The sequence below is a fragment of the Butyrivibrio sp. XPD2006 genome (assembly GCF_000420865.1).
GTDB lineage: Bacteria > Bacillota > Clostridia > Lachnospirales > Lachnospiraceae > Butyrivibrio.
The window spans coordinates 127,279-142,124 of sequence record NZ_ATVT01000006.1 but is presented as its reverse complement, the minus strand read 5'-3'; the positions used below and the strand labels follow the sequence as shown (position 1 = coordinate 142,124).

The 14,846-nt window shown below is 37.2% G+C and carries 16 protein-coding genes; 13 read left to right on the top strand and 3 right to left on the bottom strand.

Annotated features, from left to right (window positions below):
* Positions 1–8: 8 nt before the first annotated feature.
* On the bottom strand, positions 9–1,043 hold the full coding sequence (locus G590_RS0108860) for a hypothetical protein (RefSeq protein WP_155828741.1): 1,035 nt from the start codon (positions 1,041–1,043) through the stop codon (positions 9–11).
* 238 nt (positions 1,044–1,281) lie between these two features.
* On the opposite strand from G590_RS0108860, the gene G590_RS0108855 reads away from it, so the two are divergent.
* The 8 genes from G590_RS0108855 (at position 1,282) to G590_RS0108820 (ending at position 8,479) form a co-directional block, all read left to right on the top strand.
* The gene (locus tag G590_RS0108855) at positions 1,282–1,509 is read left to right on the top strand and encodes a hypothetical protein (protein ID WP_022765310.1); all 228 of its coding nucleotides are present in this window, start codon (positions 1,282–1,284) and stop codon (positions 1,507–1,509) included.
* A gap of 107 nt (positions 1,510–1,616) precedes the next feature.
* Complete coding sequence (locus tag G590_RS0108850; protein WP_022765309.1) at positions 1,617–1,802, top strand: hypothetical protein; 186 nt, start codon at positions 1,617–1,619, stop codon at positions 1,800–1,802.
* A 130-nt stretch (positions 1,803–1,932) separates the two neighbouring features.
* On the top strand, positions 1,933–2,628 hold the full coding sequence (locus G590_RS0108845) for a hypothetical protein (protein ID WP_022765308.1): 696 nt from the start codon (positions 1,933–1,935) through the stop codon (positions 2,626–2,628).
* Positions 2,625–3,209 (top strand): hypothetical protein, encoded by a 585-nt coding sequence (locus tag G590_RS0108840; protein ID WP_022765307.1) that lies wholly within the window; start codon positions 2,625–2,627, stop codon positions 3,207–3,209. Before G590_RS0108845 ends, G590_RS0108840 begins: the two co-directional genes overlap by 4 nt.
* A 479-nt stretch (positions 3,210–3,688) precedes the next feature.
* The gene (locus G590_RS0108835; protein WP_022765306.1) at positions 3,689–4,480 is read left to right on the top strand and encodes a hypothetical protein; all 792 of its coding nucleotides are present in this window, start codon (positions 3,689–3,691) and stop codon (positions 4,478–4,480) included.
* Between the two features lie 47 nt (positions 4,481–4,527).
* Positions 4,528–5,190: a PIN domain-containing protein gene (locus G590_RS0108830; RefSeq protein WP_022765305.1), complete on the top strand. Its 663-nt coding sequence runs from the start codon at positions 4,528–4,530 to the stop codon at positions 5,188–5,190.
* A 163-nt stretch (positions 5,191–5,353) separates the two neighbouring features.
* Complete coding sequence (locus tag G590_RS0108825; protein WP_022765304.1) at positions 5,354–7,492, top strand: DNA/RNA helicase domain-containing protein; 2,139 nt, start codon at positions 5,354–5,356, stop codon at positions 7,490–7,492.
* Positions 7,493–7,576: 84 nt separating this feature from the next.
* Positions 7,577–8,479 (top strand): DNA-methyltransferase, encoded by a 903-nt coding sequence (locus tag G590_RS0108820; RefSeq protein ID WP_026494044.1) that lies wholly within the window; start codon positions 7,577–7,579, stop codon positions 8,477–8,479.
* Between the two features lie 36 nt (positions 8,480–8,515).
* Here the strand turns inward: G590_RS0108820 and G590_RS18915 are convergent, their stop codons facing one another.
* Together G590_RS18915 and G590_RS0108810 are read right to left on the bottom strand one after the other, a co-directional pair.
* Positions 8,516–9,493: a MamI family restriction endonuclease gene (locus G590_RS18915; protein ID WP_196802477.1), complete on the bottom strand. Its 978-nt coding sequence runs from the start codon at positions 9,491–9,493 to the stop codon at positions 8,516–8,518.
* Positions 9,486–9,713 (bottom strand): helix-turn-helix domain-containing protein, encoded by a 228-nt coding sequence (locus G590_RS0108810; protein WP_022765301.1) that lies wholly within the window; start codon positions 9,711–9,713, stop codon positions 9,486–9,488. Before G590_RS0108810 ends, G590_RS18915 begins: the two co-directional genes overlap by 8 nt.
* Positions 9,714–10,666: 953 nt before the next feature.
* On the opposite strand from G590_RS0108810, the gene G590_RS0108805 reads away from it, so the two are divergent.
* From G590_RS0108805 to G590_RS0108785, 5 genes are all read left to right on the top strand, one after another.
* Entirely contained in the window at positions 10,667–11,050 is a 384-nt protein-coding gene (locus tag G590_RS0108805) for a hypothetical protein (RefSeq protein WP_022765300.1), read from the top strand.
* 15 nt (positions 11,051–11,065) lie between these two features.
* Positions 11,066–12,139, top strand: coding sequence for a radical SAM protein (locus G590_RS0108800; RefSeq protein WP_022765299.1), 1,074 nt, complete (start codon positions 11,066–11,068; stop codon positions 12,137–12,139).
* 44 nt (positions 12,140–12,183) lie between these two features.
* Positions 12,184–13,431: an ATP-dependent DNA helicase gene (locus G590_RS0108795; RefSeq protein WP_022765298.1), complete on the top strand. Its 1,248-nt coding sequence runs from the start codon at positions 12,184–12,186 to the stop codon at positions 13,429–13,431.
* 112 nt (positions 13,432–13,543) lie between these two features.
* The gene (locus G590_RS0108790; protein WP_022765297.1) at positions 13,544–14,248 is read left to right on the top strand and encodes a hypothetical protein; all 705 of its coding nucleotides are present in this window, start codon (positions 13,544–13,546) and stop codon (positions 14,246–14,248) included.
* Positions 14,249–14,346: 98 nt separating this feature from the next.
* Complete coding sequence (locus tag G590_RS0108785) at positions 14,347–14,769, top strand: hypothetical protein (RefSeq protein ID WP_022765296.1); 423 nt, start codon at positions 14,347–14,349, stop codon at positions 14,767–14,769.
* Positions 14,770–14,846 lie beyond the last annotated feature (77 nt).

The window sequence follows — 14,846 nt, the reverse complement described above, 5'->3', positions numbered from 1 at the left end:
CTAATAAATCATCTTACTCCCAGCGCTGAAAGCTTCGTGCGAAGACCCCCAATGAACATAGCCATGGAAATGATAAATACGGCTGATACAACACCGGAAATTGCATTAAACACTGTGGATGAAACAACTTCCAGATCACCAAGACCGAATTGACTAAGCATCAGTCCTGATGATATGGCTGAGTTTATTGCCTTGCCGGCTGATGCAGTAATTATAGTAGTTATCGCGGTCAATATGCTGGTTACGCATCCAATTACAGTGAATACGAAAACGTATGTTGAAATATTACCTGTCATATAACCGAGGTTGGCACCATCTTCAATGCGTTTTATTGAAACATTCAGCTTGTAATAGTAAACGGTTGCCAGTATAACGAGCACAAGATACAGTGCGAAAAGTGCGATAATAATGCCGATTCCGATAGCTGCTATTTTACCGAGATCGGCAAATTCCGATGAACTGAGGGCGCCTACAAGGCCGGCGCCTGCTGCGATTATAGCTGTTGCAATACCGGTAATTACAGCTAAGAGGATGAAAAGGATCATGCATAATATACAAATGCCTCTTAACATGCTAAAGCCCTTGATGATGGGGGCATCCTTGTCGGCTCCCGTATAAATCTGCCACAGGCCTATTGTAATGATGACCATAGGAATAAGCAGTAATAACATAATAAAGCTACTGAACCCGGAGGCAAATATTTTCGCAAAAGAATTGTCTGAGATTGCACTAAGCTCAGAGTTTACTATTACCATATAGTAGATCATGTTGATGACGGATGTAAGAAGGCTTGCAGAAAAAGTTATTGCCATAATAAGAAATGGCTTTGACTTAAGAGCCTCTCTAACCGTCTCTCTCACACCCGGAATAACAGGTTGAGTATAAGCTACTCCCGGATTCGGGTATGTGTTGTAGTATCCGTTCTGATACTGTGGCTGGCCCTGATACTGACCATTGTTGAAGTTTCCATCCATTTTATCGATTCCTCTTTCCCCAAAAACTTTGATCTCTTTAATCTGCAGATTGACTCTCAATTTGCGCAAATTACATCTCTCTATATATATCAGATAGGGTTAGAGGGGGCAAGCATTTCTGTATTGTTTTGATGTATTTCGAAGAAAAGTTCAAAAAACTATATATTGTATTTCGTTATTAAAAAAGAGCTCGAAAATCACAACCTACACTGGGAGGATTTTTGGACTCTTATTTTTTTATCATGTAAACAACAAGGAAACTACAAGATTTATTTGAAAACAACGAAACTATTGGAGGTAAATAGATATGTTGACTTTGATTATTGTCGCTATCGGCTTGACGCCTGTGCTTTTTATATTATGGGTCACAGTAAAAACTATAGTAATAATGGCGAAGTTTATTAGTTTTGATATTAGGCTTGCTTCAATCAAACGCTCTAATCCTGAACTGTACAAACAGATGAAAAGAGAAGCATTCTTGATTACAAACGCTAATACGAATGCAGTGGTAATGTGGAATGTTTGGAGAAACTGATCTGTATGATTGAAAAGCTTATAACATAAGTTGGGGCAGGGGATGATTATATATCATTTTCTGCCCATGTGCCCTTTATGTAGATAAATGAAAGTGAGGTATGAATTATGCTATTTGGAAAGAAAGATAAAGATGTCAGGTTAACAGCCAGGCAATACAAGGATCTTACAAACGGAATGAGTAAGAAGGAACGCAGAGAATTTGAACGCCGCCAGGACGAACTTCGAAAGGAAAGAGAAGAGGACAGGCTAGATGCGTGGCTGGACTTCGAGGATGAGATGGATGATATGTAAAAGCTTGAAAGGATTTTCAACGGAGCGTTGAATGAAGTCTGAGTCAGACTGTTTTATCATTAATATAAACATTGAAGACGGCTGGCAGAAATTGATGTATTGCTGAGGGTTGGCGACAAAGAGGAGGCTTTTGGTATGGGATTGTTTGATACTTTTTTATGGAACATACACTTGCCCTAAATGTGGGAAGGCAGTAGATTTCGAAGAACAGAGCAAAGATTATGATTGTTGTCTTATTGACTTTAAGTTAGGAGACCTTGTAGATCGGGAAGATGCTAGTTATTTCTATGGCTTTCAGTATGAGTGTCCGTTCTGCAAAGCTCAGACAGATCTTAGCATTGGAATTAAAAATGGTCAGTATGTAGGAGTATATTACACTGAAGATGCACAGAAGATGAGCGTTGATGATCTTGTCAATATAGAAGAAGGTTATCAGAGAAAGCGTGACTATGAAGAAATGTGCAGAAAAAGGCTTGGAAATGAAGATTTTGGACATATGACAAGTGATGTTATTGCCTTGAAGTCGGGCGAAAAAATAAGAGCACTTGGGACAGAATGGGAAGTGCTTGAATCTTATAAAGAAGAGTGTGCAATACACCCCAAGAATGAGAGGGAGCTTCGTTGGATAAGAGTTTTACACAGACCTGCGTTTGTTTATAGGGTGAAGTCAACAGATGTATATAGAATAATTAGGATTTGTTTGAATCCAAATACACTTATGTTACATTGCGACGTATATGTGGATGGTTTTGACCACGCTGACAGTATATCAAGTGGTGATAAAGCAACCAATCATAGTTATAATTTGCCAAGTGGCTATTTGTGAAAAAGCTGGACGATAGTATTTATAATAGATTTGTAATAACAAAGCGTATCGATATTTATAATCCGTTACGAAGAACGGTAATATGCATTGGAAACACTTTTGACCAAACAGGTGATGGTAATTGCCAGATCGAGGATGGACTGGAGGTTGGTAAGGAATATACTGTATTGCCTCAAACGGGAGCTAATGATGGTGAGTTTATCCATATAGAAGAACTTCCAAGTGCAAACGGTTACCCTGTTAGTTTGTTTGAGGAAAAGGATTTTTACTGCGAGGATACGTTACTGGATTTTAAAAAGGAGTGCTTACTGAAGGCTTTGGAAAAATCTGAAGAAGATGTAAGACAGGGTAGAGTTAGAACAATAGAAGATTTGTTCCAAGGCATAAAGGATTCGGTATATGAAACTCATGAAAATACAGACAGAGACAGAATTCAGGGATTTATTGATACAATCTCAAGAGTGTGGAGTAAACACTATGATCTTAGATTCGGACAACTGATTCAGTACTCTTTAATGGATCAGAAACTGTGGGATATTGACGATGAAAAACTGTTCAAAGCTCTCGCGAAATATGAGTAGGTTGATAGAAAGGAAGAGTATGGTTATATCAATAATAATATTTGCAGCCGGTATTATTGGCCTATTTACCAATCATGGAGTTTTGTCCTATTTTTGCTTTTTGATCTCGGGTGTGATATTCATTCCAACTTTTCTTATATGGGTTTGGAAGAAGGCCGGACTATTAGATTAATAAGCGAAGGAGCATGTGGGTATGCCTAGAAGCGAGGCAGGAGTCAGCAAGATCCTAATTGGAGCTTCAATACTATTTCAATTGGGAAACAACAAATGAGTCCTATAAATAGGACAGCAAAAGAGTATAATAGGAAATGATAGGAACTAAATGAACGTCAGAAAACAACACAAAATGTAAATATCAACAGATTTCCGGAGGACAAGAACAATGACAAGATTTGTAGAAATAAATTCAATGGAAAATAACCGTATTAAACGGACCATCTTTGAATTAGATGGATCATAAAAATACGGAGGTATCAAAAATGAATCAAACAGAACTTAGGAGGATGTTAATCGAAAAAGCTAAGAAAGGAACGAGGGTTCAAGAAGTATTTAAACAAGCAGATCCTATGCTTGCTGCCTATGCGTTTATGGTATCCAGACCTTTCAATGAAGGTAAGTGCATAACTACTTTGCGTACTAAGGCTGAAGAGACACGAAAGCTAATCACTTATTTTTGCAACGAAATTGAAAGGATTTCGAAACTGGATGTTCAGGAAACAGGAGAGTATTCCATTTATATTTGGGAAAAATCCAGTCTTCTTGGTCAGGACGAAGGTGTTTTTGTCTATCACGATGCAATTGCACTTAGGGATGAAGATATAGAGGTGCTTATTGATTGTGATTGTAATCTATGGGATGAAAAAGTAATAAAGACGTTAGAGAATAATCGCCTATATAACTGTTCTACAGAAGAGATGGCATCATTTAATGTGCCGCAACCCGTTATTGATAAATATGGAATTGATGTTTGCTGTGGATTACTTTTGCAGTATACAAATTGTTATTCATCTATAATAAACAGAACTCAGGATAATTATATCAATACAATAAAAGAGTATGTAAATAGAGCCAAATCAAATGAGTATGCGTATATAAGCAGGTTAAAGCAAGATATTCTCTTTATGCCACATGATAAAGATATGATTGACTACAGGCTTATAACCCACGCCTATGAGAGAAGTATAAGTGACGTTGAAAAGAGGATAAATAAAAAATATATACAGGACGATTTTGGCAGCCTAATAAAGCAAATTCGTGTGTCAATAGGATGAACAAAGCTGATGAAAAAGCACATGAATTATAAAAGGAGGTCAAAATTATGGCAACTATATTTGTTGACTATGAAAATGTACATAGATCATATGGCTTGCGTGGCGCTGAGTATTTAAACAAAGGAGATAAACTATTCGTCTTTTACAGCAATGTTTGTGACAAGATTCATAACGATGATCTAATAAAAATAGAAAGGTCGCAATGCGATTTTAAGATTCATAAGCTTGTCAATTCTGGTAAGAATGCACTAGATTTTTATATTGCCACAAAAATCGGAATAGAGTATCAGAAAGGTGAGAGACAAATTGTAATTGTGACGGGTGATAAGGGATTTGATGCTGTTGTGGATTTCATAAATTCGATTCCCACTACTTTAGATAGAAAAATAATAAGAAGTTGTAATATTGAAAGAGGTCTCGTGGCACTAAACGATTCGGGTAATAGCCAAAGAAGGAGGCTAATTGCAGATGGTATTGCTCTGAAAGATATAGCAGAGGCTCAAGCGTATATACAAGCAAAAGCAGATTTTTTGAAGAATATTGAAAGAATCCTTAAAGGGACGAAATTTGAATCGGATTCAGATAAAATCATTGATTTTATTGGGACCGATAGTAGACCTTCAAAGAAAACTATATATTCTAATTATCTTCATGAATATGGAATGAAGGAGGGGCTTGAATTATATCGAATGATTAAAGAGGTTGTATGAGATAAGTTAGAACAGGGGATTGAAATTTCGGAGTCAAGAAGTCACTGTGCAACAGCAAAAGTCTGTTGCACAGTGAATTTTGAAAGTAATAAAAACTACAATTAAAAAATAAAATATGGGATAATTGTATTGGTAACTTTGAGATTGTATAGGAGGTGCTATTGTGAAAAATAGTAACCGATGCTTGTTTGATAGCGAAATTAGTGAATTTCTTTGTGCTGATAAAGATAAGATTTTTGCATTGTTAAATAACAATTATCATGGTGATACTCTTAGCTCAACTAGAGAAGCGTGGATGGGAGAATTAGAGATTTTACAAAATGCACTTGTGACATGGAAAGATAGCAGGGGGCATATTGTTTTTGAATATGATATTCCGCGTTTAGGAAAAAGAATAGATGTAGTTCTATTACTTAAAGGAATCGTGTTTTGCCTAGAGTTCAAGGTTGGAGAATCCAGGATAATTGAAACTGACATTGATCAAGTATTGGACTATGCCTTGGATCTGAAGAATTTCCATAAATACAGTCATGATAGTCTTATAGTGCCAATATTGATAGCGACAAAGTATAAGAAGGCTTCTTCAATTGTACAGTCGTCGGTTTATGATGATCGAGTTGTAAATCCTCTTGTCACTGGGGCAGAGAGAATATCTATGGTTATAAGCGAAGTGATTCGTAAATTTCCTGAAGAAAAGGATATAGACCCCAATTGGATCATTAGTCCGTATGCACCCACACCTACAATAATTGAAGCTGCCAAAGCTTTATATGAGAGTCATTCAGTTGAAGATATTACTAGGCATGAGGCAGACAATGTAACAACAGATCGAACGATTTCATACATACTAGATGTTATAAATAAGAGTAAAAAGAACAAAGAAAAGAGCATTTGCTTTGTTACAGGGGTGCCTGGTGCTGGAAAAACTCTTGTGGGTTTAGACGTAGCAGTAAAGCAAACATATCAAGGATGTGAAAATCCAATAGAAGATGAAGGGGCAGTTTATTTATCTGGCAATGGACCTTTAGTAGCAGTGCTGAACGAAGCCCTTGCAAAGGATAACTATCAGAAGTGCAAGAATAGAGGTGAAACAAAGAAACTGTCTGATTCGAGACGTGAGGTGGGTAAATTCATTCAGATAATTCACCGGTATAGGGACAATATGCTTGCTAAGATCAAGAATCCTGTTGAAAACGGGATCCTTGAAATTGACCCATTGAAAGCTGTAAAGATGCATGAATCTGGATATGGTGAAGTAGAGCATGTGGCCATTTTTGATGAGGCACAACGATCATGGACGCATGAAAGACTAGCTCTTTATCTCAAAAGAGGAGGTACTTATGGAAATAAGCTAAAAGTGCCCAATTTTCCTATGTCTGAAGCATCTTTTTTGATATGGTCACTAGATCAAAGAGAAGACTGGGCAACTATAGTTTGTCTTGTAGGAGGCGGACAAGAGATTAATACAGGAGAAGCAGGCATTTCAGAGTGGATCAAGGCATTGAATGAAACCTTTACTCATTGGAAAATATATATTTCTCCACAGCTAACAGAAGAGGAATATGCTGAAGGCAAGGTTAATGAGCTACTCATGAATAATACCAATGTGACGTACGCTGAAGCTTTGCATTTAGGGGTATCATTGCGCTCGTATAGAGCAGAGAAACTTTCTGCAATGGTGCATGCGTTGCTTTCCTTGGATTCGAGTGCTGCTTCATTATATTCTGAGATTAAAGAGAAATATCCTATATTTTTGACAAGAGATATGGAAGCGGCAAAAAGATGGCTTCATGAAAAGGTGAGGGGGACTGAAAGAACAGGGGTGTTAATTACAAAGGAAGCTGCAAGGTATAAACCGCTAGGGATACATGTCCTTCAATCGGATGTTGAGAATGCTGTTCACTGGTTTCTTGAAGATAAAGCAGATACAAGAGCGTCTAATTACTTAGAAGATGCGGCGACAGAAATTCAAGTTCAGGGACTGGAACTCGATTATTCATGTCTTTTATGGGATGCAGATGTAAGGTATGAAAATGGGCAGTGGCATTATTACAAGTTCAATGGTAAAGATAAATGGAATGAAATTGAAGCGAATACCGAGAGTAAACAAGAACAGATAAAATATATGTTGAATGCTTATAGAGTTTTACTTACAAGAGCTAGAGCGGGGATGATTATCTGTGTGCCTGAAGGTAATTCACATAAAACAATTACAGGATTTTGGGAGGATGAAACACGGTTGCCTGAATACTATGACGGAACATATCGATATTTAAGAAGTATAGGATTTGAAGAAATATGAAGTTATGCCTAATCTGGGCATATGCTTGACATGTTTTTATGAGAAGATATAATGTTACTTATAATCTACAACAGGGGAGGAAAAATGGCAATAAATACGATTTATAATATGGATTGCATAATGGGGATGAAAAATCTTATTGATGATGAAAGTGTTGACTTGATTGTAGCAGATCCACCATATTTTAAGGTTATAGGTGAAAAATGGGATTATATGTGGAGAACAGAAGAGGATTATATTGAGTGGTCTAAACAGTGGATTGCTGAAGCTGCACGAGTCCTTCGTAAAGGGGGGAGCTTCTATCTTTTTGGGTACTTCAGGATGTTGAGTAGACTACTTCCCATTTTAGAAGATTTTGGTCTTGAATTAAGACAACAGATAATTCTTAATAAAGGAATACAGGCAGTATCAGGCCGCGCCACAAAGAACTATAAGATGTTTCCAAATGTAACAGAAAGTATACTATTCCTTTATAAGGATAGTAAACCTTTTGTGAAGCGGTATTTAAAGAACCGTCAAAAGGAGTTAGGTTTAACGGCTAAGCAAATCAATGAGGCACTTGGCATGAAAGCTAATGGCGGTGGGATGTGGAGTATTTATACCGGAAAAAATATTTGCGAACAGTTACCCACTAAAGAACTGTGGCAAAAACTGGAGAAAATATTAGATTTTAATATACCTTATGAGGAAGTGGCTCAAACATACCATGCTCAATTGGGAATTACTGATGTTTGGGACGATATTAACTTTTATGGAGAAAAGGATAGGATTCATCCAACGCAAAAACCTTTAAAGCTCATTGAACGTTTGATTTACGCAAGTAGTAATGAAGGTAATATAGTTTTGGATCCATTTATGGGGAGCGGGACTACGGCTGAGGCTTGTAGAGAACAGAGACGAAATTATATTGGGTTTGAGATAGATACCGATTATTACAATAAATCGTTAGAACGCTTACAATATATGAATACATCCCTGCTGATTTGATCAGCTGGGATGTATTTTATTATTAAAGTGTTATCATCAGGGATGTTTTATAGAAAGTTTTTGACAGTACTTTTTCAAATTGTTTGGAATTGTTTTTTTGAACATATATATGCGTGGACCATAAATTGCATCAGATAACAAATCACATAATTCTTTGTTGCTGATATCATTTTCTTTTCTTAGCTGTTCTAGCCTTTCCAATAATACTTTTTTTGTCCCCTTGACGGATGTAGAATAAGATACTTTTTTGATTACAGACTTAATTGCATCAATTTTTAGAGTTTTTGATTGTGAATAAATTTGTAAAGGTTTTAACTGATCAATAAATGTATTGTTCATGGTAGGGAATACACGTGTTTCTATTCTTCCGTCGCTATATACTTGGGAACGGTATATTAACTTGGGATTTGTTAATGCAAATTTGAGCTCATATGGCCACATGTTGAAAGGTGCCTTTGATTTTGATTTTGCACGAATATTACAGTAATAATCTATCATACAATAGACAAAACCTTTGTTTTGTGGATTTACTTCCCAGATGGATATAATTATATTATCAGGATTATCGATGCTTTCGGGCTCAAACAGTACAAAATAATAGCACTTTGGGGTTGCTATTTCTGAAAATGCTTGATCATGTTGAATACCAATTAGCCATTTTGAATCTTCTTTTCGTATTATATTTATGGAACCACAATTTGAACATTTTTTCTCTGTACTTGAAACAACGGCATCACAATCTCTGCATTTTCCAAGTTGATCAACTCGGTAGCAAGTTTTAATTTCGCCGTATGAACCATTATCCATCACTAAATCATAACCGCGTGCGCCAGATTTGCTGCCAGGATAACCGGTGACGACGCTAACTAAATGTTGGCCTATGTAACCCATTCTTGCTTGCGGAGTTTGATTTGTTATTGTGGACCATTTATTTACTTCAGTTCTAATATTGATGTACAAATCTCGGATTAGTTGTTCAGATGCTTCAATAGTGCCTAGGGTATATTTATTCATGTTTTTCATTTGCCTCATAGTTTTCAAAAAAATCAGACAGAGTATAATTCAAAGAGTGGGTTATTTTGTGAAGATTTTTAATGGATATATTTCTATGACCTGATTCAACACTGGCTATATAAGTGCGATCAATTCCTGACTTAAGGGCTAATTCTTCCTGCGTTAAGGAAGCTTTTTTGCGAAGCTCTTTTATTCTAGTACCAACAAATTTCTCTACCATAATTGTAAGGTTTTCCTCCTACAATTATAATAATTGATTTGAAGAATCTAAGTCAATTACAATATGTCAAATGTCGTATGTATGTTTGGGACCACAAGTATGTCATAATACTATCATACTCATTGGATGATTTCCTCAATATCAACGCTCAATTTTTTTTATGTGTGATCTTTGCTAAATAATCTGAGGGTATCACGAATGTTGAGAATAAGATCTAGTTGATTGTTATTACCAAAATTTCTTTAAGTTACTTTCATTTTATAGATCCACTCAAGTATTGCCTCTCATCAGAGAGATTCTTTATATCCTGATTATGGCTGTGGATATGATTATACGTTTCCTAAATCATTTCATCTAGCTGCGTATAGGTGGGGACTTAAGTTTCTGAATGCTTCTTGCCTACTCTCATTGAGGAGCTAACCTTAGTAGCCTGTTTGGCTAGATAAGGGTGCCCTGAGTTTATGTTGACTACATGAGATCTGAAGATAAGCATGTCAATCAGGGGTGTAACCATTGTTGTATTCTCAAACATGGTGGACTACTCTGAAAAGGCTTAAGTTAGTAGATACAATGATACTTTCTCTTTCCGCTGTGTCAGCTGTTACTTTAATGATTCTTTTTTTGAAAATATAATTAAGAGGAAATGAGTTTGGAGTTGTTCTTCTCTTTTTCTGTATAATTGGAAAGATAAGTATTAAAAACATTTTTTATTGATGTTTATAGTTGTGGCACTAAAGTGGATGGTTTGAAATTATCCTAATGGTTGTATTGTAGGCATTTTATATTCAAAGGAATTTATCATATTATGAACCTCTGAAAACATATGGGGTATCGGCGAAAGGTCTTGCAGAAATGCAAGGCCTTTTGTTGTATTCAACGACGCGATGAATGACAGCCCGTAGCACGTGCTTTACCATTGATGTTAATAACACAAATCGAAAGGGGATTCGACTATGAAGATAAGGACAGATTTCGTAACAAATTCAAGCAGCAGTAGCTTTGTGATTGCCAGAAAGGGAGAACTTACACAGGCTCAGAAAGATGCTTTGATCAAATTTGTTGAAAGGCAGTTTTTGGGGGAGCCGATTCTTACACCGGATAGTACAGAGGAAGAAATCAAAAAAGAATTCGAGGATAATTGCTACTTAAGTGATTCTGAGGATAGACAGAAGGAAGTAAGGGAGGCGCTTAAGAAAGGAATGAGTGTCTATATCGGTGATGTGGTGTTTGAAGAGACCGAGTATCGCTTGGCGGATATATATGAAAATGTCTGGGAAATAATGGAACAGACAGGAGCAGATAGTTTTGAAGGCATAGACACGGATTTGTCATACTGATAGGAAGTGTGGAACATGAAGTATAGAAAAGAGAAGGATTTTTTCTCAATGTTTAATGAAAAAACAGGACAGTACCTACGTAGTGGAATTATCTGTAATGGTAAGGATACTGGTAAGGATCCTTTTATGGCATCTTTCCCTGAACTACTCGACATTGGGATAATGGGTCATTGCGCTCACGGTAAATCAGGACTTTGTATCAAAGCCGGGGTTGAATGCTATCAAAACGGGTTAAACTCCAATGCTCCTAATATGGCATTGGAGGATTTTGAAACAATAGCTGAGCAGTGTAAAGGCAATACCTATCAGTTTGCACTTGGAGGTTGTGGCGATCCGGATCAACACGAGAGCTTTGAGAACATCCTTGAGATATGCAGGAAATATGATATTGTACCCAACTTCACAACCTCCGGCCTTGGTATGAACGATGAAATTGCAGATTTATGCAAGAAGTATTGCGGAGCGGTTGCAGTCAGTTGGTACAGAAGTGAATACACGTTGGCTGCAATAAATACATTACTTAACCATGAAGTAAAAACGAATATTCACTATGTATTAAGTAAAGATACTGTTTCTGAGGCGGTTGATCGAATGGAGAATGATGGGTTCCCTCATGGCGTTAATGCCATTGTTTTCCTTCTTCACAAGCCGGTTGGACTTGGTAGAAGAGAAAAAGACATTTCCATTGACGATAGTGATTTCAAGAAACTGGTAGCCCTGATCGCTAACAAGAAGTATCCGTACAGGATTGGCTTTGATTCCTGTACTGTCCCCGGATTGCTTAATCTTTCCAACAGCTTTGACGTGGATTCTCTTGATACATGTGAAGGAGCAAGGTGGTCGGCTTACATTTCGGCCGATATGAAAATGATGCCTTGTAGCTTTGATAATCAGAAACAGAAGTGGGCTGTGGACTTAAGAAAGAACACAATAAAAGAGGCATGGTATAGTTCAGAGTTTGAAAGTTTCAGAAACTGCTTTAGATGTGCATGCCCGAATTGTGATAAGAGAGATGCTTGCATGGGAGGATGTCCGATAGTTCCGGAAGTTGTTCTGTGTAATAGAGAAGAAAGAACGAAGGCAGTTTGATATATTTTATCATTTTCATTAAAACACTGGAAAGGTAATACTAAATGAGCATAAATAGAAAATTCGTATTAAAGGAAGCTCAGAAAAAGGCACTTGAAAAGATTTTGTCCGGTGCAAATGTTTGCCTTCTTGGAATGGCAGGAACAGGAAAAAGTGAGGTAATAAAAGAGGCATGTGAGATTTTGGAGGGACAGGGGAAAGTAATAAAGAAGGTTTCGTATCAGGGATTGGCTGCTCAAATTATAGGCGGCTCAACAATCCATAGCACTTTCAAGCTGTCACATGACTACAGAAAAATGAAGCTTAGTGCGTATAATGTTGCACATTTAAGGAATGTCGATGTCATTGTGATCGATGAAATTGGAATGGTTAGTGAAAACATGATGGATACGATAGGTGACTGCTTGAGTTTTCTTGACCATCCGGTACAGATGGTAGTAGTTGGAGATTTTTATCAAATTGAGCCTTTTGATGACGACAAGAAGCGAACAGGTTATTACTTAGATAGGAAGTATGCTTTCCAGTCATATTACTGGCAGGCATATGATTTCGAGGTTTGCTTCCTGAATGAGGTAGTAAGACAGGGAGATTTTCGATACATATATAACCTTTACAGATTAAGCAGAGGTGACAGATCTGTACTTAGCTACTTTGTAAAGAATATGTGCCCATATATTATTGAGGATGCAATTTATATATGCACCCATAATAATGATGCAAAGCGAATTAATAAAGAAAAGCTGGAAGCACTTAAGGGAGAAGAGTCGCATCCATTTATGGCGAGTTATGAAGGCGTAATTGATTTAAACTCTTTGCCGGGCGAGGAATGTCTTGTTGTAAAAATAGGATTACGGGTGATGGCAACTATCAATACGTCAAAATTCTGCAATGGGAAGATGGGTACAGTAGTGGGATTTGAAAACTACGAAAATATCAAAGTGAAGTTTGATGGATATAACGAAGTGACGACGGTTACATGGGCCACAACAATGATTGAAAGAACAGATGACGATTCTCAGTATGCGAACACAGAAGTGAGATTTATGCCCTTAAGACCTGCATACGCAATATCTATCCACAAGAGTCAGGGGCAGACCTTTGACAAGGTAAATGTGATTATTAGTGAAGGGAAAGGCGCTTGGGCGCATGGCCAACTTTATGTCGCACTATCGAGAGGCAGGTCATTGGCAAATACACATATTGAAGGAAATATTTTCAATTGCAGAATTGCGCCTGATGCTGTGGTTAAAGAGTTTTACAAGCAGTTTGGAGATCCTGGAATTGCGGCTTAGTATAGAGAAAGGCTTTGCAGAGATGCAAGGCCTTTTTGTTTCATTAAACGATGCGATGAATGAAATTGATAAAAGAATTTCTTAATATTATAGATAGCAAAGGAGAATTGCTATGGGAATGTATGATACATTTTGGGGCAAATATTTTTGTCCCGGTTGCAAAAAGGAAATTCTGTTTGAAGAACAAACCAAGGATTATGAGCGTAGTCTTGAGGATTTTATGCTTGGCGATTATATCGATAGAGGGAACAGAAATTACTTTTATAATTTCACTTATGAATGCCCGTGTTGTGGTAAAGAGACTGCTCTTAGCATTGGGGTAAGGCATGGACAGTATGTAGGCGTGTATTTTACTGAGGATGCGAGGAAGATAGATCCGAATACGCTTGAGAATATTGAAGATGGTTATCAGCGTCACAGAGAATATGAGGCCATGTGCCGAGCTATGCTAGGCCGTGCCAATATCAAGGAAACAAAAGGTGAGTTTATTCCATATAAAGTTGGCGAAACAATCAGAGCATTAGAAGCAGACTGGGAAGTGCTTGAGGCGTACAAGGAAGAGTTTATTGATTCGCTTAATGATAAAGGGGAGCATTCGATAATCAAGGCGCTCTTTTATCGTACAAGTTATGTTTATCGTGCTAAAAATGGAGATGAGTATCGCATTATTGTTATCAGATTGAATTCGTTTAATAGGGCTATGCGATATGAGGTCTATGAGGACAATTTTGAGCAGCTAGATAAAAAGGCTAGATTTGATGGAAGCCATCCACATAGGTACTTTATACAGGATGATTGTGAGTTGAAGAGAATATGAGTATTTGGAGGAAAGTGCATTGGCTCAATGCGCAAGGTATGGGATGGATAAAGATGCAATAATCAAGCATGATGGCGAATGGAAAGGAGATTGAAATCATGAATACAATAAGTGGTTTACTTAGAAGACCATTATCATTAAAGATGGCAGTAGGATACAAGAATATTCTATGGGGGCTTTCCCTAATGTTGATGGCGGTATCTTACTCAATAGGAAATATACCATTTAGGATTGTGATAAGTGTCATTGCTCTTATTATGTCAATCATATCACTTTGGACAAACTTTCATAAAAAGGAAGAGGAGAGTGAGATGCATCAAAGACATATTGGAAAGGCGTGTGATCTTGCACTGAGTCTAACGTGCGTGATTATTCTGTTTGCTGCATTTGCGGCCACTTTACTTGAGAAGTCTTTCTCCATGAATCAAGTACTTATTTTCTGCGCCGGTGTAGGTGGCTTTCTTCAGGGCGTCTTTTTTAATTTATTTGAAAAGATGGAAGGCGATGCTAATGGAAGATGATATTCAAGAAATACGCAATACGAATACGAAAGGGGCTGTTTGCAGCTCCTTTTTGTTTGCTGTCCATTTTATTGGTC